Source organism: Amycolatopsis lexingtonensis (assembly GCF_014873755.1).
In the GTDB taxonomy this organism is placed as follows: domain Bacteria; phylum Actinomycetota; class Actinomycetes; order Mycobacteriales; family Pseudonocardiaceae; genus Amycolatopsis; species Amycolatopsis lexingtonensis.
Window position 1 is genome coordinate 4,593,548 of record NZ_JADBEG010000001.1, and the last position, 20,286, is coordinate 4,613,833.

A 20,286-nucleotide genomic window follows, 5' to 3' on the forward strand; every position below is an offset into this window, starting at 1 on the left:
GCGCGGGAACACTTGCGAGCCGCGAAACGTCTGGAAGAGTGGAAGCACGAACACCGCGGAGCCGAAGGCGATCGCCGCCAGCGGCAGCGTTCCGAAGTGGGCGTAGCTGGATCGATGGCATCGGGCAACCGATGCCGGGACGGAGGGAGACCCCCATGACAACGCCAACGCTCACCCGCCCCGAACTGACCGCCGCCGACCGCTGTGACCGGTGCGGAGCAGCAGCTCAGGTACGCGCTGTCCTCTCCGGAGGCGGCGAACTGCTCTTCTGCGGGCACCACGCCCGCGAGCACGAGGCCAAGCTCAAGGAACTGTCCGCCGACATCCAGCGGTAACCCAGACACGCGAAAGGCGGCTGGTGCGCACAGGCACCGGCCGCCTTTCTGCATCTTGCAGATTGCGTGGCCTTTATCACGGTCCGGCCGCGAAAAGCCGTGATTCCGGACACGAAACCGGACAAGAAATCAGACAGAATCCAGCACGACTTCGAACGCCACTTCGGCCGCCCCCAGGAGCTTCACGTCGGCCCCCAGGGCCGAGCTCACGATCCGGGTGCCGCCGACCGCGCGGCTGACCAGGCTGCGCCGCCGCACCTCGGTCCCGACGTGCCGCAGCACCGCCTCCGGCAGCACCGTCAGCAGGTCACCGAGGATCACCAGCTGCGGCCCGAGCAGGTTCACGACGTTGATCAGCCCGAGCGTCAGCCACTCGGCGAACTCCGCGAGCCGCGTCAGTGACGTCTCCGGGTCGCGGCCCAGCTCGCGCAGCTCGAACAGGATCGCGCCGCGTGGCGTGTCCTCCGGCAGGCCGAGGGCCCGGCACAGCGCCGCTTCGCCGACCTCGGTCTCCCAGCAGCCGCTGCTGCCGCAGTAGCAGGGCCGGCCGTCCGGGCGGATGACCATGTGCCCGATTTCGCCGACGTACCCCGCGCCGCCGCGCAGCGCCGAGCCCTCCGCGATGACGCCGCCGCCGACGCCGACGTCCGCCGAGATGTAGACCACGTCGGACGCCCCGCGGGCCGCGCCGCGCAGGTGCTCGGCGACCGCGCCGAACTCGGCGTCGTTGCCGACCAGGATCGGGATCTGCAGGACGCCGCCGAGCCGCTCGCCGAGCGCGACGTCGGTCCAGCGCAGGTTGGGGGCCTCGTGCACGTACCCGTCGGCGCGCCGGATGACGCCGGGCACCGACACCCCGGCCGCCACCGGGGTCACGTCGAGGTCGCCGGCCAGCAGGGTCGCCGACTCGATGACGTGCGTGATGACCTCGTCGGGCTGGCCCATCCGGCCGCGCAGGTTCCAGCTGTTGCGGCCCAGGATCTGGCCGCCCAGCCCGACCAGCGCGAGCGCGACGTGCTCGACCTGCAGGTCGACCGCGAGCACGACCGCCGCGTGCGGCTGGGGCAGGACCAGGAGCGAGGGGCGGCCCGCCCCTCGTCCCGGCCTCGGCACCTTCTCCTCGACGACGCCGGCTTCGGCGAGCCCGTCGACGAGGGTCTTGATCGTGCTCCGGTTGAGCCCCAGCTCGGCGGCCAGGGTCGCCCGGGTGCTCGGCCCGCCGACGTGCAACAGGCGGAGCAGGGTCGTGCGGTTGTGCCGGCGCACCTCGTCCGGTCGGGCAACGGGTGAGCTGGACACGGGTTTGATCATCCCATGCTGGTTCAGCGCGCCGACGCAGCCGCGCGGCGCCGCGACAGCGCGTCGACCGTGGCGGCGAGCAGCAGGACCAGGCCGGTGACGATGTTGACCACCGCGGCCGGCTGCTTGAGCAGGCCCAAGCCGTTGATGACCACGGCGATCACCAGGCCACCGACGACGGCGTCGGCCACCCGGCCCTTGCCGCCGAACAGCGACGTGCCGCCGATGACGGCCGCGCCGACCGAGTACAGCAGCGTGTTGAGGCCGCCGGACTGCGGGCTGACCGAGCCGACCTTCGACGCGGCGACGATGCCGCCGATGGCCGCGACCGCCGAGCCGATGACGAACACGCTCGCCCGGATCTTCGGCACGTCGATACCGGCGCGGCGGGCGGCTTCCTTGTTGCCGCCGACCGCGTAGACGTACCGGCCGTACTTGGTCCGGTTGAGCACGTAGGTCCCGGCCACCAGCAGCGCCAGCATGATCGGGATGACGTACGGGATGCCCTGGATCGTGACGACCGTCTTGTTCGGCGAGCGGTTGACCGTCAGCAGCCAGGTGCCCAGCGCCGAGAGCACGACGAGCGCGCCGACCTTCGCCATCACCAGCGCCGTCGGCTGGACGACCAGGCCACGCTGGAGCCGCCGGAAGTGGCTGAGCAGCGTGATCACCGCGAACCCGCCGGCGGCGACGAGGAAGAAGATCCAGCTGCCGAGGACGTTCAGGTTGCCGTTGGCGATCTTGTACAGGACGTCGGAGTTGGTGATGCCGATCGTGCCGCCCTCACCGATGAACTGCAGCAGGACGCCCTGCCACACGATGAACAGCGCCAGCGTCACGACGAAGGACGGCATGCCGATCTTCGACACCAGGAAGCCGGTGATGCAGCCGATCGCGGTGCCGACGCAGATGGCCAGCAGGATCTCCAGCCAGGCGTTGGCGGGGACACCGATCGCGACGAGCAGCAGGCCGAGCAGCGACAGCGCGGCACCGGCCCAGATCCGCTGGTAGGCCGAGAGCAGCATGGCCACGGCGAGGACCGCGATGAAAGTGACGAACACGCCGGAGCCCAAGGTGCCGAGCAGGTTCCCGGCGTGCACGTAGTGCAGGGCCATCACCGACGCGGCGGTGCCGGAGGCCACACCGGCGGCGAGGTCGATCTCGCCGAGCAGCAGCACGAAGACGATGCCCATCGCGATGATGATCACGCCCGCGCCCTGCGGGAACACGTTGGCGATGTTGGCCAGCGTAAAGAAGTTGTCCGACAGCGCGCTGAACAGGATCACCAGCACGAGCAGGCCGAACAGCGACGGCAGGGAGCCGAGCTCGCCGGCCCGGAGGCGGGCGAAGTAGTCACGCAGCGCTTCGCCGGTTGACATCGATGTCGTGTCGATGCCGAAGTCGGTGATCGCCGCGGTCGGGTTCTGGGTCTGCGCGAGCGCTTCCGCGGCCGGGGTGTCGACCTCGTGCTTCGCAGGGGTTTCAGTCATTTCCGGTTCTTTCTTCCCGCTCACAGGACCACGGCTTCGGGCCGGGCCAGGCCGAGGTCACCGGAGCGACCCGCGGTGATCAGTTCCACGATCTGGCCGTGGCTGACGTCCTTCGTGTGCACCTCGGCGACGAGCCGGCCGAGGTAGAGGACGGAGATGCGGTCGGCGACCTCGAAGACGTCGGCCATGTTGTGGCTGATCAGCACGACCCCCAGACCCTGCTCGGCCAGGCGGCGGACGAGGTCCAGCACCTGCCGGGTCTGCGCGACACCGAGGGCGGCGGTCGGCTCGTCCAGGACGACGACCTTGCTGTTCCACAGGACCGACTTGGCGATGGCCACCGTCTGGCGCTGACCACCGGAAAGCGAGGAGACCGGCGTCCGGACCGACTTGACCGTCCGCACCGACAGGGAGGCCAGCGTCTCGCGAGCGGCCTTCTCCATGCTGGCTTCGTCGAGCTTCCAGCTGCTCCCGCGCTCGCGCCCGAGGAACATGTTCTGCACGATGTCGAGGTTGTCGGCGAGCGCGAGGTCCTGGTAGACGACCTCGATGCCGAGGTCGGCGGCGTCCTTCGGGCCCCGGATGTGGGCGTCCTGCCCGTTGAACCGCACGGCCCCCGAGTCGTACGGGTGGATGCCGGCGATGCACTTGACGAGGGTCGACTTGCCGGCGCCGTTGTCGCCGACCAGCGCGGTCACTTCGCCCGCACGCACGTCGAAGTCCACGTCGTGGAGGACGTGGACGGGGCCGAAACTCTTGTTCAGGCCCTTGATCTCGAGGATGGGCTCACTCATGGCTGGTTTGTTTCTCCTGGGTGGGGACCGGGCCGGGACGCGCCGTCGGGGTGCGCGTCCCGGCCCGGCTGTTCATGGGTACTGCGGACGGCTCAGGAGATGCCGAGCGAGGTGCACTTGGCGGCGAGGTCGCCACCGCAGATCTCGCTCGCCTTCACGTAACCCTGGGTGACGACGGTCTTGATGTCCTTCTCCAGGATCGTCGTCGGCGTGAGCAGCACGGACTTGATGTCGCGGTTGTTCTTCGGGTCGTGCAGCTTGCCCGTGGCGATCGCGTCCGCACCGGCGGTGTCACCCTTGGCGAGGGCGGCGGCCAGCTTGGCGGTGGACTCGGCCTCTTCCTTGATCGGCTTGAAGACCGTCATGTACTGGTCGCCGCGCATGACCGCCATCAGGCCGTCGGCGGTCGCGTCCTGGCCGGTGACCGGGACCTTCCCGTTGAGCCCGTTCTTCTTGAGGATGGTGATGACCGCGCCGGCCAGGCCGTCGTTCGCCGCGACGACGCCGTCGACCTTCCCGCCGTTGGCGGTGAAGATCTGCTCGAACGTCGTGCCGCCGAGCTGGTTGTCCCAGTCGTTGATCGGCTGCTTCTGGATCCGCTTGAGCGTGCCCGCCGAGGCCAGCGGGTCGAGGACGGAGTCCTGGCCCTTGGTGAACAGCGTGGCATTGTTGTCGGTCGGGGCGCCCTCGATCTGGACGAAACCCGCGCCGGGCTTGCTCTTCAGCGCGTCGGCCATGGCCTGGCCCTGCAGCTGGCCGACCTTCTCGTTGTCGAACGAGACGTAGTAGTCGGCGGAGCCGCCGAGGCTCGGGCGGTCGTAGTCGATGACCGGGATGCCCGCGGTCTTGGCCTTGGCCTCGACCGCGGCACCGACGGCCGGGTCACCGGGGGCGATGACCAGGACCTTGACGCCGGAGCTGATGAAGCCGTCGGCCAGGGTGGCGAACTTCTGGTTGTCGCCCTGGGCGTTCTGGACGTCGACCTCGAAGCCCTGCGCCGTCAGCGCGGCGGTCAGCATCGGCTTGTCGAAGGCCTCCCAGCGCGCCGAGGTGGCGGTCTCCGGCAGGATGACGCCGACCTTGCCGTTGGCACCGCCGCCGGCCTGCGCGGACGAGGAAGCGGAGCTGCTCCCCGTGCCCCCGCTGTTCGAACTGTTGGCACCGCAAGCGGTCAGCACCAGGCCGGTGCTCACCGTGGCGGCGAGGAGGGTAAGGGTTCTGCTGCGCATCCTCGTTCCTTCCGGATCCAAGCATTGGTGACGAGCGGCCCTCGACGGGTGCTGTCTCGGGCCTGCGGGGCGGTGATCCGGAGAGGCCCGGCGCACCGACGCGCATATGTTGTGGGCGACAACATATGCCGCTGAGCGGCTGCGGGGAAGATAGCTGGATCGATTAAATGACACCAATTGGACACGGTTCGGCAACACGAGCTGAACCTCGCCCGGAAAGAGTAGATCCGCTGACGATGTGATCGCCAGCACTCACTCAGTGTTACATCCAGGTTTCTTGACGGCGTGAAGGTACTCCACCGGGGTGCACTCAGCGCAACCCGTGGCGATCCCACGCGACCGGGCGGTGATTGGTCGCCGACTTGCGAACTTCGACCGGGAAAGTGCCCGATGCGCCACCCCGCCGGGCACATCCGGGCAGGGCAGCGGTGACACGTTCAGCACGGAGTGTCACGTACTGACTGGTACGTACCAGGAACGGACGGTGATCGCCGAGCTTCAGCCTCCTGGGCGACATCCGGGGCTCCCGCAACCCCGGCCCCCAGGGTCGGGAGCCCTACCAGGACCGCAGCGTGACGATCCGCTCCTCGAGCTGCTCGACGGTCGCCATCGCCGTCACCGGGCCGCCGCACACCCGGCGCAGCTCGTTGTGGATCGCGCCGTGCGGCTTCTTGGTCCGGTGGTGGTACATCCCCACCAGCGCGTTCAGCTCCTTGCGCAACGCGCCGAGCCGCTCGCTCACCGACTGGGGGCGCGCCGCCGGCGGGGGCGCCTCCTCCTTGGCCGGCTTGCGGCGCTTCTCGTCGGCGATCTGCTCTTCCTGCCGCTTCCGCAGCAGCGCGCGGACCTGGTCGGGCTCCAGCAGCCCCGGCAGGCCCAGGTACTCCTGCTCCTCGTCCGAGCCGGAGAACACCGCCGTGCCGAACGAGTTGCCGTCGTAGATGACCTGGTCGAGCTCGGCCGAGGCGCCCAGCGAGGTGAACGCCTTCTCCTCCTCGCCCGGCTCGTCCTCAGTGCGGTTGGCCTGGGCGAGGAGCTCGTCCTCCCAGCCTTCCTTCTCCCGGTGCGGCTTGCCCAGCACGTGGTCGCGCTGCGCCTCCAGCTCGCTGGCCAGCTCCAGCAGCACCGGCACCGACGGCAGGAAGACGCTCGCCGTCTCGCCCTTCTTCCGGGCGCGCACGTACCGGCCGATCGCCTGGGCGAAGAACAGCGGGGTCGACGCACTCGTGGCGTACACGCCCACGGCGAGCCGCGGGACGTCGACGCCTTCGGAGACCATCCGGACCGCGATGATCCAGCGTTCGTTGGTTTCCGAGAACTCCTTGATCCGGCCCGACGCCTTCGGGTCGTCCGAAAGCACCAGCGTCGGCGTCTCGCCGGAGATGCGCTCCAGGATCTTCGCGTACGCCCGCGCCGTCTCCTGGTCGGTGGCGATCACCAGGCCGCCCGCGTCCGGCACGCCCTGGCGGACCTGCGACAGCCGCGTGTCGGCGGCCTGCAGCACCGCCGGGATCCACTCGCCCGCCGGGTCGAGCGCCGTGCGCCACGCCCGGGCGTTCTGCTCCGCGGTCAGCGGCTCGCCGAGCCGCGCGGTGAACTCCTCCCCCGCGCTCGTGCGCCAGGAGGCCTCACCCGAGTAGGCCAGGAAGACGACCGGCCGGACCACGCCGTCGGCCAGCGCGTCCGCGTAGCCGTACGCGTGGTCGGCCTTGCTGCGCTGGAACCCGCCCGCGTCCGGCTCGTAGGTGACGAACGGGATGGCCGAGTCGTCGGACCGGAACGGGGTCCCGGTCAGGCACAGGCGCCGCACGGCCGGGGTGAAGGCCTCGCGGATCGCGTCGCCCCAGGACTTCGCGTCGCCGCCGTGGTGGATCTCGTCGAGGATCACCAGCGTCTTGCGGTTCTCCGTGCGCACCCGGTGCAGCGTCGGGTGCGCCGCGACCTGCGCGTACGTCAGCGCGACACCGTTGTAGTCCGACGAAGTGACGCCGGTGGTGTTGCGGAAGTTCGAGTCGATGGCGATGCCGGCCGCCGCGGCCGAGGCCGCCCACTGGTGCTTGAGGTGCTCAGTCGGGGTCACGATGGTGACCGCCTCGATCGTGCGGTCGCTCAGCAGTTCCGCGGCGATCCGCAGGCCGAACACCGTCTTGCCGGCACCCGGCGTCGCCACCGCGAGGAAGTCCTTCGGCTTCTGCGTCAGGTACTTGGTGAGCGCCCGCCGCTGCCACGCCCGCAGCGGGCGCGCGGTCGAGTCCTTCTCCGCGGGAGGCGCCCCGAGCTGCGTCTCCGTCATGCCGGTCCTCCCCCTCGCTCATGCCGTTGACGTGCGAAAACCCTCACTGTGGTACCGACTTCGGCGTCGGCGACTGCGGTGAGGGCACTGGAGCGAGTCTACCGGCCGGGTCCGACAGTTCCCGGCACCGGCACGGGTGATGTCGCCCGACACGCCCGGCCGCAGGGGGTGTGACGAGCCAAATCAGCACGGATGGACCATGCTGGACAGCGTCATGGGTGAGGTGCAGCCGTCCGCAGCGACGAAGGTGGCCCGCAAGGGGCCGTGGCGCCTCCTCACGCGCACGCTCGGCAAGGCCTGGGAGGGCAACATCTTCTCCGAGGCCGCCGAGGCGGCCTTCTGGCAGACGCTGTCGCTGCCGCCGCTGCTGCTCGGCCTGCTCGGCAGCCTCGGCTTCGTCGGCGAGTGGTTCGGCCAGGACGTCGTGGCCGCCGTGCACGACCGGATCATCGGCTTCTGCAAGACGGTCTTCAGCGCCAACGCCGTCCAGGACATCATCGAACCGACCGTGAACAGCATCCTCACCGTCGGCAAGGGCGAGATCGTCTCGGTCGGCTTCCTGATCTCGCTCTGGGCGGGCTCGTCGGCGATGTCGTCGTTCGTGGACGCGATCACCGTCGCGCACGACCAGTACGGCGTCCGCAACGACGTCTGGCAGCGGATCTTCGCGCTCCTGCTCTACCTGTGCGGCCTGGTGATCCTGGTGGTCGGGCTGCCGCTGCTGGCGATCGGCCCCGACCTGCTGCCGGAGTTCTTCCCCACGGACTGGCGCCCGACCGTGACGTCGTGGGTGAGCGCGCTGTACTTCCCGGCACTCGGCGCGATGATCACCCTGGCGCTGACCACGCTGTACAAGCTCGCCCTGCCGCGGAAGCTGCCGTGGCACCGCGGGCTGCCCGGCGCGGTGCTCGCCATGGTCGTGTTCCTGCTTTCCTCGGTCGGTCTGCGCGTCTACCTGAACTGGATCACCAAGACCGGCTACACCTACGGCGCGCTGGCCGCACCGATCGCGTTCCTGCTGCTGATGTTCTTCATCGGGCTGGCCGTGGTCGGCGGGGCGTACTTCAACAGCGCGATCCAGGAGCTGTGGCCGGCGAAGGCCACGCGGCGGCAGCGGCGCAAGTGGCGGCGGCTGGAGATGGAACGCGCTTCCGAGCGGCTGCGCTCGGAAGAGGGCCGCAAGCTGTGGGAGCGCACGACCACGCCGCTCAAGCGCCCGCGCGGCGAAGACGTCTCCGAAAACGGCGGCGCACCGTCCGAAGAGGACACACCGTCACCGAGCGCACCGGAACCGGCACCGAGCGCTCCTCAGGGTCGCGTCTCCTCCCAACGGACGACCCGGAATCCACCCTCAGACTGAGTCGCTCCTCAGGCCGGACATGGGAGGCTCTGCGGGTCACTGACGACGGCACCGGTCGCCGCGTCGTTCCCGAGGGGGTTCCCACAGTCATGTCCGTGCTGGCCAGATTGAGCCTGCGCAACCGAAGCCTGATCGGCCTGCTCGCGCTCGTCGTCGTCGGGTTCGGGGCGTTCGCGCTGCCGCAGCTCAAGCAGCAGCTGTTCCCGTCCCTGCAGTTCCCGCAGGCCCAGATCGTCACCGCGTACGCGGGCGCTTCGCCGGACGCGGTCGACCGGCAGGTCACCGAGCCCCTCGAAGGCGCGCTGCAGGGGCTGAAGGGCCTCGAGGAGATCGACTCCACGTCGTCGGACGGCGTGTCGCGCGTGGTCGCGCGGTTCGAGTTCGGCACCGACATCGACGGCGCCGTCCAGCAGATCCAGCAGGTGGTGAACCAGGTCCGGCCGCGGCTGCCGCAGAACTCCGAGCCCGCCGTGTCCGCCGGCAGCACCGACGACCTGCCGGTGGTGCTGGTCGCCGCGGGCACGACCGGTGACCCGCAGGCGCTCGCGCCCGCGCTGACCGACCAGGTCGCCCCGGAGCTGCGCAAGATCGACGGCGTCCGCACGGTCACCGTCACCGGCGTGCAGCAGCCGCGCGTCACGATCACTTTGGACTACGCGAAGCTGGCCGCCGCGGGCGTCGACCCCACGTCGATCGCGACCACGCTGCAGACGGCGGGCGCCGCTATCCCGGCCGGCACGCTGACCGAAGGCGGCAAGACGCTGAGCGTCCAGGTCGGCGGCGGGCAGACCACTGTGGACACGATCCGCAACCTCTACCTCATGCCCAGCGCCGCTTCTGCGTCCCGGCCGGGCACCCCGGCGCGCGGACCGGTGAAGCTGGGTGACGTCGCCGACGTCCAGGCCGGCTTCGCGCCGCCGACGTCGATCACGCGCACCAACGGCAAGCCGAGCCTCGGTCTCTCGATCACCATGGTGGACAACGGGAACGCCGTCGCGATCTCCGACGCCGTGCGCGACAAGCTGCCGGACCTGGCGAAGAAGACCGGCGCCGAGATGAACGTCGTGTTCGACCAGGGCACCCCGGTCAAGGACGCGATCAGCGGCCTGACCACCGAAGGCCTGCTGGGCCTGGCGTTCGCCGTCATCGTCATCCTGCTGTTCCTGCTGTCGGTGCGCTCGACGCTGGTGACCGCGGTGTCGATCCCGCTGTCGGTGGTGGTCGCGCTGCTGGCGCTGTGGACCGGCGACCTGTCGCTCAACCTGCTCACCCTCGGCGCGCTGACCATCGCGATCGGCCGGGTGGTCGACGACTCGATCGTCGTGCTGGAGAACATCAAACGGCACTTGGGTTACGGCGAAGAGAAGCAGCGGGCGGTGCTCGACGGCGTCCGCGAGGTCGCGGGCGCGGTGACGTCGTCCACGCTGACGACCGTCGCGGTATTCCTGCCGATCGCGTTCGTCGGCGGGTTCGTCGGCGAGCTGTTCTCGCCGTTCGCGATCACGGTGACGGTGGCGCTGCTGGCTTCGCTGCTCGTGTCGCTGACCGTGGTCCCGGTGCTGGCGTACTGGTTCCTGAAGCGGCCGGCCGTCCCGGCGGACGCCATCGAGGCCGAGCGGGCGCGCGAAGCGGCCGTCGAGAAGGAGCGCCGCGGCCTCCTGCAGCGGGCCTACCTGCCGGTGATCCGGTTCGCCACCAAGCGGCGGCTGACCGTCGTGCTGCTGGCGCTGCTGATCTTCGCCGGCACGGTCGGGCTCGCGACGCGGCTCAACACGAACTTCCTCGACCAGTCCGGCGGCACCACGCTGAACATGACGCAGAAGCTGCCCGCGGGCACCAGCGTCGAGGCCAAGGAGCAGGCCGCCACGGCGGTCGAGCAGGCGCTCGCGGCGGAGCAGTCCGTGCAGACCTACCAGGTCAGCGTCGGCGGGGGCGGCGCGTTCGGCTTCGGCGGCGGCACCAACACGAGCATTTCGGTCACCGTCGCGAAGGACACCGACCTCGACGCGCTGTCGGACCGGCTGCGCGCGAAGCTGGCGTCGCGGCCGGAGCTGGGCGAGATCAAGATCGGCGCGGACGCGTCGGGCTTCAACTCCGACCAGATCTCGGTGACGGTGACCGCGCCGTCGGAAGCCGCGCTCAAGCCGGCGTCCGACCAGGTCGTCCAGGCGCTGGGCGGGGTGTCCGGGCTGACCGAGGTGACCAGTGACCTGGCCGTCGGCTCGCCGCGGGTGCAGGTCGAGGTGGACGACGCCGCGGCCGCCGCGCGCGGGCTGTCGGCGAGCACCATCGGCCAGGTCGCCAACCAGGCGATCGCCGGCCGCACGGTGACGCAGCTGCCGGTCGGCGGGCAGCGCACCGACGTCGTGCTGCGGGCCGGCACCGCGCCGGTCACGGTCGACCAGGTGAAGGGCCTGCCGATCCCGGGCCCCACCGGTGTCGTCCGGCTCGACGAGGTCGCGAAGGTGTCCACTGTGGACGGCCCGGCGGCGGTGCACCGCACCGGCGGCGACCTGAGCACCACGGTGACGGCCAAGAACACCGGCGACAACCTGAGCAAGACGACCGCGGACATCAAGGCCAAGCTGGACGGCCTGACGTTCACCGGCGGCGCGTCCTACTCGCTCGGCGGCGTGAGCCAGGACCAGCAGGAGGCGTTCTCGAACCTGTTCCTGGCGCTGCTGGCGGCGATCGCGATCGTGTTCCTGATCATGGTGGCGACGTTCCGCAGCCTGATCCAGCCGCTGATCCTGCTGGTGTCGATCCCGTTCGCGGCGACCGGCGCGATCGGCCTGCTGCTGGCGACCGGCACCGCGCTCGGCCTCCCGGCGCTGATCGGCATGCTGATGCTGGTCGGCATCGTGGTGACGAACGCGATCGTGCTGATCGACCTGATCAACCAGTACCGCGCCGAAGGGATGAGCGTCTCGGAGGCGGTCACCGAGGGCGGCCGGCGCCGGCTGCGCCCGATCCTGATGACCGCGGCGGCGACGATCTTCGCGCTCGTCCCGATGGCACTGGGCATCACCGGCCAGGGCGGCTTCATCGGCCAGCCCCTCGCCATCGTGGTGATCGGCGGGTTGGTCAGCTCGACACTGCTGACCCTGGTGCTGGTCCCGACGCTCTACACGATGGTCGAGACCCGCAAGGAACGGCGCCGCGCTCGTCGCGAAGCTCGCCGCACCCAGGCGAAGGCCCCGGAATCGGAGTCCCTGGACCCCGCCCCGACCGCCTGAGTCACGCACGAAGGCCCGGCACTTTCACGTGAAAGTGCCGGGCCTTCGTCGTTCACTGCTTGAAGCGGTAGGTCATGCTGTCGAACAGGATGCAGATGCTCGGGGACATCACGATCACGCGCAGCGTGTTGTCCCGCTCGTCGAAGTCGATGCCCTCGACCTCGAAGTTCCCCGAGCAGCCGCTGCGCAGGGGCAGCTGGCCGAGCGAGGTGACGTGCCCGCTGACGTCCGAACCGGACAGCGGGCCGGCCAGGTCGATCTGCAGCAGGGGCTTCGCGGTGCCGAAGAGGCTGCCGTCCGGGTCGTCGGACGCGCAGAGCAGGCGGGTGGCCGTCTGGAAGTCGCAGCCCTGGACGTCGCGGACCTGGTGGTCGAGCCGGATCGTGCCCGCCAGCGGCAGGTTCTGCGCCGGGTCGGTGGCCGCCACGCCGGGCATCGGGTGGACCAGCAGGCGGTCCATCGTGCCCCACTCCCCCGCCACCATCCAGCGGGCGTCGGGCGAGACCGCGGCGAACGAGTTGTTGTTCGCTTCCCACGACTCGAGGTTGTGCTTGTAGTTGGCCCACGAACCGTCCGGGGCCTGGACGCGGAAGAGCTTCGCGCCGCGGTCGTCGCGCTGGTAGGGCTCGACGTACCAGCCCTGGGCCGAGCCCGGGTCACCGACGTGGTTCCAGCCCTGGGAGTTCAGGTCGGCCGGGATGGTGCCGATCCCGGTGTAGCGGATGGTGGTGCCCGACGGCCGCACGATGGTGGCGAGGCCCTGGCTCTCGTCGAGGGCTCTGGCCTGGTCGCGACCGACCTCCGTCCAGCCGGTGACGGCCTGGGCCAAGGCGGGCGAGACCACGGCCAGCAGGGCGGCGAGGGTGAGCACGATCCCGGTTCTGCGCATGTGCGGCTCCGGTGGATGAGGGGACCTGGCCCGCTGGATTTTCCAGGCCACCGGCACCCGGCACACCCGCCGAATGAAGGTTTTTCACGTTTGTTCGCCGTTTCGTGCGCTTCCGGACAGCAAGAAACCCCGGCAGGACGACCCCGCCGGGGGATTCAGGCCGGGGTCACTCCCCCGGGCGCAACCCGTCGAAGATCTCCTTGCACGCCGGGCAGACCGGCGAGCCGGGCTTCGGCGACTTCGTCACCGGGAAGACCTCGCCGCAGAGCGCCACCACGTGATTGCCCATGACCGCGCTCTCGGCGATCTTGTTCTTCTTCACGTAGTGGAACATCTTCGGCGTGTCGTCGTCGGTGGTGTCCGTGCCCTCGGGCGTGGTTTCCGGCTTCGTCAGCGTCTCGGTGCTCACCCGTCCATTGTGCCCGAGTCCCGGCGCGATCGGTCCCCGGCCTGGCAGGATCCACGGCATGTTCCAGAAGGTGCTCGCGACGTTCGGCGCCGGCGGGGCGCGGATCGACGCCCGGCTGCTCGACGCCACCGCCGCTCCCGGCCGTCCCCTGCACGGTGAGATCGTGCTGCTCGGCGGCGAGGTCGACCAGGAGATCAAGGGGCTCTCGGTGACGCTGCTGGCGCGCGTCCAGGTCCCCGGCGAGGACAAGACCGAAGATCTCCCCTTCGGCACGCAGCAGCTGGCCGGCCGCGAAACCATCCGCGCCGGCGGGCAGGTCCGGGTGCCGTTCGAGGTGCCGCTGCCCTGGGAGACACCGGTGACCAGCGTCTACGCCAAGCCGCTCGCCGGGATGGCGGTCGGGGTCCGGGCCGAGCTCGACCTGGCCGCCGCGGTGAGCGACCCGTTCGACGCCGACGCCGTCGCGATCGAGCCGCTCCCGGCGCAGAAGCGGGTTCTCGACGCGCTCAGCCGGACCGGCTTCACCTTCCGCGAGGCGATCCTCGAACAGGGCCGCATCGACGGCGCCCAGCAGCAGCTGCCGTTCTTCCAGGAGATCCGCTTCGCGCCTTCGCCGCGCTTCGCGAGCATCTTCTCGCAGGTCGCGGTCACCTTCCTGACCTCGGCGGAGCGCACCGACGTCGTCCTCGAGGTCACCAAGCGGGTCCGGGTGAGCAAGACCGGCGGCTTCGGCGGGCGCGGGCAGGACTTCCTGGGGAAGTTCACCATGAAGCCGGACGTGAACTGGGAAAAGCAGCTCGAGGACTGGTTCGACCAGGTGGCCCGCCCCCGCGGGATCTTCGACTGATGGAGTGGGGCGACGCGGTCACGGCGCTGGGCGGCACGGCCGGGACCCGGCCGCGGCTCGAAGCGCGCTACGGCGAGCCCCACCGCCGGTACCACACGCTGGCGCACGCGGCCGCCGTCGTCCGCGACTCCGCCTGGCTGGCCGGTGACCTCGGTGCCACCGACCGCGCGGTGCTCGCCGTCGCCGCCTGGGCGCACGACGTCGTGTACGACGCGAAGCCCGGCGAAGACGAACGCGCCAGCGCGGCCTGGGCCCGCGAAGCGCTCGACGGGGCCGCCGAAGCGCACGTCGAGCGGGTCGAAGGCCTGATCCTCGCCACGATCACGCACGACGCGCCGCCCGGCGACCACCTCGCGACCGCACTGCTCGACGCCGATCTGGCCGTCCTCGGCGCGCCGCCTGACCAGTACGCGGCTTACGCGGAAGGCGTGCGCGAGGAGTACGCGAAGTACCCCGACGACGTCTGGCGCGAAGGCCGCATTGCGGTGTTGGAAGGGATGCTCGCGCGCGAGCTGTACCGCAGCGAAGCCGCGCGGGCACGCTGGGCGACGGCCGCGGAAAAGAACCTCACGGCCGAGCTGACCCACTGGCGCGGCGAGCGGACCGATCACCGATGATGGTCCCTCGTGACCACCCCACTCCACCTGCACGAAGAGATCGCCTCGGCGCTGCGTGACGGGCACCCCGTCGTCGCGCTGGAGAGCACCATCCTGTCCCACGGCCTGCCCCCGGGCCGCAACCTCGACGTCGCCCGCCGCCTCGAGCGCGTGGTGCGCGACGGCGGGGCCGTCCCGGCCACGATCGCGGTGCTCGACGGGCGGGTCGTCGTCGGCCTCTCCCCCGCCGAGCTGGAGCGGGTCTGCGCGCCGGACGCCGGGCTGGACAAGCTGTCGCTGCGCGACCTCGGCCCCGCCGTCGGGCTCGGCCGCTCGGGCGCGACGACCGTGGCGAGCACGTCGGCGCTGGCCGCCGCGGCGGGGATCGGGATGTTCGCCACCGGCGGGCTCGGCGGCGTGCACGTCGGCGCGGCGCAGTCGTGGGACGTCTCGGCGGACCTCGGCGTGCTCGCGAAGGTGCCGACCGTGGTCGTCTGCTCCGGTGTGAAGTCGGTGCTCGACATCCCGGCCACCCTCGAGGTGCTGGAGACGAACTCGGTGCCGGTGCTGGGGTACCGCACCGACGACTTCCCGGCGTTCTACCTGCGTTCGTCCGGGCACGCGGTCGGCTGGCGGGTCGACGACCCGAAGCAGGCCGCCGCCGTGGTCGCCGCGCACCGCGCATACGCGGATTCCGGTGTGCTGCTGGCCAACCCGATCCCGGAAGCGTCCGAAATGGACAAAGCGCTGCACGACCGGCTGCTCGCCGAGGGCCTCGCCCTCGTGGCCGAGCGCGGGGTGCACGGCGCCGACGTCACGCCGGTGCTGCTGGAGCACTTCCACACCGCCAGCGACGGCGTGAGCATCGACGCGAACGAAGCGCTCGTGCTCAACAACGCGAAGCTCGCGGCCGAGGTCGCGGTGGCGCTCGCATGAACGGCATCGTGGTGGTCGGCGACGCGGCTCTCGACGTGATCGCCCGGCACGACAAGCCCTTGCCGCACGGCGGCGACGCCCGCGCGAAGATCCGGTTCACCGGCGGCGGCTCCGGCGCGAACACCGCGCTGTGGCTGCGTTCCCTCGGCGCGGAAACGACGTTGCTCGCGCGGATCGGGAACGACCCGGGCGGCCGGCTGATCCGCGCGGAGCTGGAAGCGGCGGGCGTGCGGTGCGCGTTCGCCGTCGACGACGAGGCGCCGACGTGCTGCGTCGTGGTGATGGTCGACGGCTCGGGGCAGCGCAGCATGCTCGCCGACCGCGGCGCGAACCAGCGCTTCGCGCCCGAAGACGTCACTCCCGAGGCACTGGCCGGGGCGAGCCACCTGCACCTGTCCGGGTACGTGCTGCTCGACCCGCCGTCGCGCGCGGCCGGGCTCGCCGCGCTGGCCGCCGCTCGTGAGGCGGGGCTGACGACGTCGGTCGACCCGCAGGCGGCCGCGCACATCACCGACCCGGCGGCGTTCCTCGACGACGTCCGCGGCGTCGACCTGCTGATGCCGAACACCGAGGAACTGGTGGCGCTGACCGGCTCGGCGGACCCGGTGGCGGCGAAGGAACTGCTCGGCGCGGTCGGCGCGGTGGTCGTCACCGCCGGGCTGGACGGCGCGAGCTGGGTCGACCAGGACGGCGTGACGAGCGTCCCGGCCGTCGAGGCGGAGTGCATCGACTCCACCGGCGCGGGCGACGCGTTCGACGCGGGCGTGCTCACCGGCTGGCTGGCCGGTGAGTCCACTGTGGACGTCCTGCGGCACGGCACCCGGCTGGGCGCCCTCGCCGTCGGGAAGGTCGGACCTCAACCGGCCTGAAGCCGCATCTTTCTCGGCGAAAGATGCGGCTCTGGCGGCCCGGAACGCATCTTTCGTCGGAGGAGTGACGCCTCGGTCAGCCGTCGATGACGCGGTGGCTCGTGCCTTCGATCGCCTTCGCCTCGCGCTCGTACCGGCTGACCTTCTCGGCCTTGCGGGGCGGGCGGTCGTTGGCGATGAGCACCGCGATCCACGGCAGCGGTACCGAGATCGCGAGGAACCCCAGCGCCAGCCACCACACGTGGTAGGTCAGCCCGGCGAGGATCAAGCACGGGATCCGGCACGCCATCATGATCACGTACTTGCGCTTGCGCGTCGCGAGCTGTTCTTCGTACGACCTGGCCGCCCCGGTGATCAGCACCGGGTCCGGGCCGCTGGCGGGCGTGGTCACTGCACCACCTCCGCGTCCATCGTCCCACTTGCGCGGGTCATCCGACACCGGGGTGGGACAACCGGCTCAGCGCGGCGGCGACCAGGGTCTCGATCCCGGTGCGCAGGGTCGGGTGCAGCACCGGGGCGAACCGCGGCGAGTGGTTGGACGGGACGTCGCGCTCGAACCGGCCCTCGGTCATCGCCGTGATCACCGTCTCCGGGTCGAAGCCGCCGACCAGCCAGAACACCGAGGGCGCGCCGGCCGCCCGGCCGAACTCGCTGAAGTCCTCGCTGCCGGTGACCAGCGGGGCCGGCATGACGGCTTCCGCGCCGAAGCGGGCGCGGAAGACCTCGGTGAGGGCGTCGTTGGCGGCCTCGTCGTTCTCGGTGATCGGGTAGGCGCCGGAGCGCTCGATGTCCGGCGGCTTCGGCGCGCCCGCCGTGGCGGCTTCGCCGTTGACGATCCGCTCGACCGCGGCCAGCACCCGCTCGCGGACGGCCTGGTCGAAGGACCGGACGTTGACCTCCAGGACGGCGTCGTCGGCGATCACGTTGCTCGCGGTGCCCACGTGCAGCGAGCCGACGGTGACCACGGCGGAGTCGGTGGCGGCGATCTCGCGGGAGACGATCGTCTGCAGCTTGAGCACCACCGACGCGGCCAGGACGGCCGGGTCGACGGTCGTTTCCGGGCGCGAACCGTGCCCGCCACGGCCGTGCAGGGTGATGCGCAGCGTGTCGGTCGCGGCCATGATCACGCCGGGCCGGGTGAGCACCCAGCCCGCCGGGCCGGGCACCAGGTGCTGGCCGAACACGACGTCCGGCTTCCCGGCGATGTCGAACAGGCCGTCGCGCACCATCGCCGACGCGCCGCCCGCGCTCTCCTCGCCGGGCTGGAACACCACGAGCAGCGTGCCGGACCACGTGTCCCGGCCCTTCGCCAGCAGCGCGGCGGCCCCGGACAGCCAGGTGGCGTGCATGTCGTGCCCGCACGCGTGCATGACCGGGACGTCCTTGCCGTGCTCGTCGGTGCCGCGGGCGGTGCTGGCGTAGGACAGCCCGGTCTTCTCCTCGACCGGCAGCGCGTCGATGTCGGCCCGCAGCTGCACCGTGGGGCCCTCGCCGTTGCGCAGCACGCCCAGCACGCCGGTCCCGGCGATGCCGGTGTGCACCTCGTAACCGTCGCGCTCCAGCCGCCGGGCCAGCTCGGCCGCCGTCCGGGTCTCGGCGAAGGAGAGCTCCGGGTGGCGGTGCAGGTCGATGTACAGCGCTTCGAGCTCGGGCAGCGCCGCGTCGAGCGGGGCGAGGACGTGTTCAAGGGTCACGGGGGTCATCGTGGCAGCATTACCCACCGTGAGCACGCGAAGTGTACTGCCCGACCTGTCCGACGACGTCTGCGCGCGGCTGCGCGAGGCCTTCCGGCGCACCGCCTACGACGCCGACGGCGTGGTGGCCGCCCTCGGTGGTGCCGCGCACGCCGCGCTGGGCCGCGGCGAGCCCGTGCCCGCGGAGCGCGCGAGCCGCGACGCGGGTGACCTCGGCACGCTGATCCGGCTGTTCCTGCTGGGTGGCACCGAACCGGAGACCGCGGTCAAGGCCGCGTTCGCGCCGCTCGCCCCCGAAGACGCCGTCGCCGCGGGGCTGCTGGCCGCGGCCGGCGACGGGTACCGCGCCGCGCTCGACGTCCGCCCGCACGGCGACGAAGAGGGCTCCTGGTGGGTGGTCTCCGACCTCGACGCCGACGTGCTCGGCAGCACCGTGCCCGAGGACCACGTGCTGGGCGTCGGCCACGCGTCGCTGTCGCTGATCCGCGCGACCAGCCGCAACCCCGTCGGCACCCTGCTCGACCTGGGCACCGGCAACGGCGTGCAGGCACTGCACGCGGCCCGGCACGCGCAGCGCGTGACCGCCACCGACGTTTCCGAGCGGGCGCTGGCGCTGGCCGCGGCGACGTTCCGGCTGAACGAGCTGGACGTCGAGCTGCTGCGCGGCGAGTGGTTCGCGCCGGTCGCGCGGCGGAAGTTCGACCAGGTCGTCTGCAATCCGCCGTTCGTGGTCGGCCCGGCCCGGGTGGACTACACCTACCGCGACTCCGGGCTGGCCGGCGACGACGCGAGCGCGCTGGTCGTGCGGCAGCTGCCGGGCTTCCTGAACGACGGCGGCGTCGGGCACCTGCTGGCTTCGTGGCTGCACACCGGGAAAGAGGACTGGGCCGACCGGGTGAGCCGCTGGCTGCCCGCCGAGACCGACGCGTGGTTCGTGCAGCGCGACGTCGCCGACCCGGCGCTCTACGTCGGCACCTGGCTGCGGGACGCCGGTCTCGAGCCGCGTTCGCCGGAGGGCCGGGCGAAGGCGGCGGCGTGGCTCGACTGGTTCGCGGCCAACGACGTCCGCGGCATCGGGTTCGGCTTCGTCACGCTGCGCCGGGCGGCCGGGGTGAGCAACCCGACAGTGGTTTGCGAAGACCTGCGGCAGGCCTACGACGACCCGCTGGGACCGGAGGCGGCGGGCTGGCTGGACCGGGTCGAATGGCTGCGCAAATCGGGTGATTCATTACTCAATGTCCGTTTTGTGGTGCCCGACACGGTTCTGCTGGAAAGCGTCGAAGAACCCGGCGACGAAGGCTGGGCGACGTCGATCCGGCGCCTGCACCGCACCGACGGGCCGGGCTGGCAGCACGAGGTCGACGAGCTGGCGACGCGGCTCCTGGCGGGCTGCCGCGGCGCGCTGCCGCTCGAGGACCTGATCGAGCTCCTCGCGTTCTCGCAAGGGCTCGACGCCTCGGAGCTGGCGGCCACCGCACTGCCCGTCGTCCGCGAGCTCGTCCGGCACGGGATGCTCGTCCCGGCGGGCGAATGAGGGCCGTCGCGGCCCGCGTCACGCGGGCGGACGTCACCGTCGGCGGCGAGGTCGTCGGCGCCATCGACGAGCCGGGTTTGCTTGTGCTGCTGGGAATCCACGTCGACGACGACGCGGCGAAGGCCGCCGTGATGGCGCGGAAATTGCACGAGCTGCGCGTACTGCGTGACGAGGAATCATGCGCCACGGCGAATGCGCCGCTGCTCGTGGTGAGCCAGTTCACGCTCTACGGCGACACGAAGAAAGGGCGCCGGCCGTCGTGGACACAGGCCGCCCGGCCCGAGGTCGCCGAGCCGTTGGTGGACGCGGTCGTGGCCGGGCTGCGCGACCGCGGCGCCACCGTGGCGACGGGGCGTTTCGGGGCGATGATGGCGGTGTCGAGCGTCAACGACGGTCCGTTCACCGTTCTCGTAGAGGTCTAGACCACAGCGCCCCGGTTCACATCCTGACCCGATTCACATCGGATTCTCAGGTTT

Annotated in this window: 18 protein-coding genes; 9 read left to right on the forward strand and 9 right to left on the reverse strand. The window is 71.1% G+C overall.

Annotated features, from left to right (window positions below; all coding sequences use genetic code 11):
- Window positions 1-155: 155 nt before the first annotated feature.
- Window positions 156-335: a DUF7455 domain-containing protein gene (locus H4696_RS20340; RefSeq protein WP_086862682.1), complete on the forward strand. Its 180-nt coding sequence runs from the start codon at window positions 156-158 to the stop codon at window positions 333-335.
- 129 nt (window positions 336-464) lie between these two features.
- Here H4696_RS20340 and H4696_RS20345 read toward each other — a convergent pair whose 3' ends face one another.
- The 5 genes from H4696_RS20345 to H4696_RS20365 form a co-directional block, all read right to left on the reverse strand.
- Complete coding sequence (locus tag H4696_RS20345; RefSeq protein ID WP_086862681.1) at window positions 465-1,646, reverse strand: ROK family transcriptional regulator; 1,182 nt, start codon at window positions 1,644-1,646, stop codon at window positions 465-467.
- An 11-nt stretch (window positions 1,647-1,657) separates the two neighbouring features.
- Window positions 1,658-3,124 carry a sugar ABC transporter permease gene (locus H4696_RS20350; RefSeq protein WP_086862689.1) on the reverse strand — a complete coding sequence of 489 codons (1,467 nt, stop codon included), beginning with the start codon at window positions 3,122-3,124 and terminating at the stop codon, window positions 1,658-1,660.
- A gap of 20 nt (window positions 3,125-3,144) precedes the next feature.
- Window positions 3,145-3,918, reverse strand: coding sequence for an ATP-binding cassette domain-containing protein (locus H4696_RS20355; RefSeq protein WP_086862680.1), 774 nt, complete (start codon window positions 3,916-3,918; stop codon window positions 3,145-3,147).
- Window positions 3,919-4,010: 92 nt separating this feature from the next.
- A complete protein-coding gene (locus H4696_RS20360) occupies window positions 4,011-5,147 on the reverse strand; it encodes a sugar ABC transporter substrate-binding protein (protein ID WP_086862679.1) in 1,137 nt (378 codons plus the stop codon).
- 556 nt (window positions 5,148-5,703) lie between these two features.
- Window positions 5,704-7,440, reverse strand: a complete 1,737-nt coding sequence (locus H4696_RS20365) for a DEAD/DEAH box helicase (RefSeq protein ID WP_086862678.1) — start codon at window positions 7,438-7,440, stop codon at window positions 5,704-5,706.
- Between the two features lie 214 nt (window positions 7,441-7,654).
- Between H4696_RS20365 and H4696_RS20370 the strand changes: the two genes are divergently transcribed.
- Together H4696_RS20370 and H4696_RS20375 are read left to right on the forward strand one after the other, a co-directional pair.
- Window positions 7,655-8,800 carry a YihY/virulence factor BrkB family protein gene (locus H4696_RS20370; protein WP_086862688.1) on the forward strand — a complete coding sequence of 382 codons (1,146 nt, stop codon included), beginning with the start codon at window positions 7,655-7,657 and terminating at the stop codon, window positions 8,798-8,800.
- A gap of 89 nt (window positions 8,801-8,889) precedes the next feature.
- The gene (locus H4696_RS20375; protein ID WP_086862677.1) at window positions 8,890-12,036 is read left to right on the forward strand and encodes an efflux RND transporter permease subunit; all 3,147 of its coding nucleotides are present in this window, start codon (window positions 8,890-8,892) and stop codon (window positions 12,034-12,036) included.
- 52 nt (window positions 12,037-12,088) lie between these two features.
- Here the strand turns inward: H4696_RS20375 and H4696_RS20380 are convergent, their stop codons facing one another.
- Window positions 12,089-12,925, reverse strand: a complete 837-nt coding sequence (locus tag H4696_RS20380) for a hypothetical protein (RefSeq protein ID WP_169735079.1) — start codon at window positions 12,923-12,925, stop codon at window positions 12,089-12,091.
- 166 nt (window positions 12,926-13,091) lie between these two features.
- Window positions 13,092-13,334, reverse strand: coding sequence for a DUF3039 domain-containing protein (locus tag H4696_RS20385; protein ID WP_167379801.1), 243 nt, complete (start codon window positions 13,332-13,334; stop codon window positions 13,092-13,094).
- Window positions 13,335-13,392: 58 nt separating this feature from the next.
- Here H4696_RS20385 and H4696_RS20390 point away from each other — a divergent pair, with 58 nt between their 5' ends.
- Genes H4696_RS20390 through H4696_RS20405 form a run of 4 tightly spaced genes read left to right on the forward strand, consistent with a single transcriptional unit; the run spans window position 13,393 to window position 16,582 of the window.
- Window positions 13,393-14,181 carry a sporulation protein gene (locus H4696_RS20390; RefSeq protein ID WP_086862676.1) on the forward strand — a complete coding sequence of 263 codons (789 nt, stop codon included), beginning with the start codon at window positions 13,393-13,395 and terminating at the stop codon, window positions 14,179-14,181.
- Window positions 14,181-14,798: an HD domain-containing protein gene (locus H4696_RS20395; RefSeq protein ID WP_086862675.1), complete on the forward strand. Its 618-nt coding sequence runs from the start codon at window positions 14,181-14,183 to the stop codon at window positions 14,796-14,798. Before H4696_RS20390 ends, H4696_RS20395 begins: the two co-directional genes overlap by 1 nt.
- A 9-nt stretch (window positions 14,799-14,807) precedes the next feature.
- The gene (locus tag H4696_RS20400) at window positions 14,808-15,713 is read left to right on the forward strand and encodes a pseudouridine-5'-phosphate glycosidase (RefSeq protein WP_086862674.1); all 906 of its coding nucleotides are present in this window, start codon (window positions 14,808-14,810) and stop codon (window positions 15,711-15,713) included.
- Window positions 15,710-16,582 carry a carbohydrate kinase family protein gene (locus H4696_RS20405; RefSeq protein WP_169735078.1) on the forward strand — a complete coding sequence of 291 codons (873 nt, stop codon included), beginning with the start codon at window positions 15,710-15,712 and terminating at the stop codon, window positions 16,580-16,582. The genes H4696_RS20400 and H4696_RS20405 overlap by 4 nt, the downstream gene beginning before the upstream one ends.
- 76 nt (window positions 16,583-16,658) lie before the next feature.
- On the opposite strand, the gene H4696_RS20410 is transcribed toward H4696_RS20405, so the two are convergent.
- Together H4696_RS20410 and H4696_RS20415 are read right to left on the reverse strand one after the other, a co-directional pair.
- Entirely contained in the window at window positions 16,659-16,973 is a 315-nt protein-coding gene (locus H4696_RS20410) for a DUF3099 domain-containing protein (protein ID WP_086862673.1), read from the reverse strand.
- A 37-nt stretch (window positions 16,974-17,010) separates the two neighbouring features.
- The gene (locus H4696_RS20415; RefSeq protein WP_086862672.1) at window positions 17,011-18,276 is read right to left on the reverse strand and encodes an amidohydrolase; all 1,266 of its coding nucleotides are present in this window, start codon (window positions 18,274-18,276) and stop codon (window positions 17,011-17,013) included.
- 28 nt (window positions 18,277-18,304) lie between these two features.
- Here H4696_RS20415 and H4696_RS20420 point away from each other — a divergent pair, with 28 nt between their 5' ends.
- Entirely contained in the window at window positions 18,305-19,810 is a 1,506-nt protein-coding gene (locus H4696_RS20420) for a DUF7782 domain-containing protein (RefSeq protein WP_192782440.1), read from the forward strand.
- Complete coding sequence (gene dtd, locus H4696_RS20425; RefSeq protein WP_086862671.1) at window positions 19,807-20,232, forward strand: D-aminoacyl-tRNA deacylase; 426 nt, start codon at window positions 19,807-19,809, stop codon at window positions 20,230-20,232. The genes H4696_RS20420 and dtd overlap by 4 nt, the downstream gene beginning before the upstream one ends.
- Window positions 20,233-20,286 lie beyond the last annotated feature (54 nt).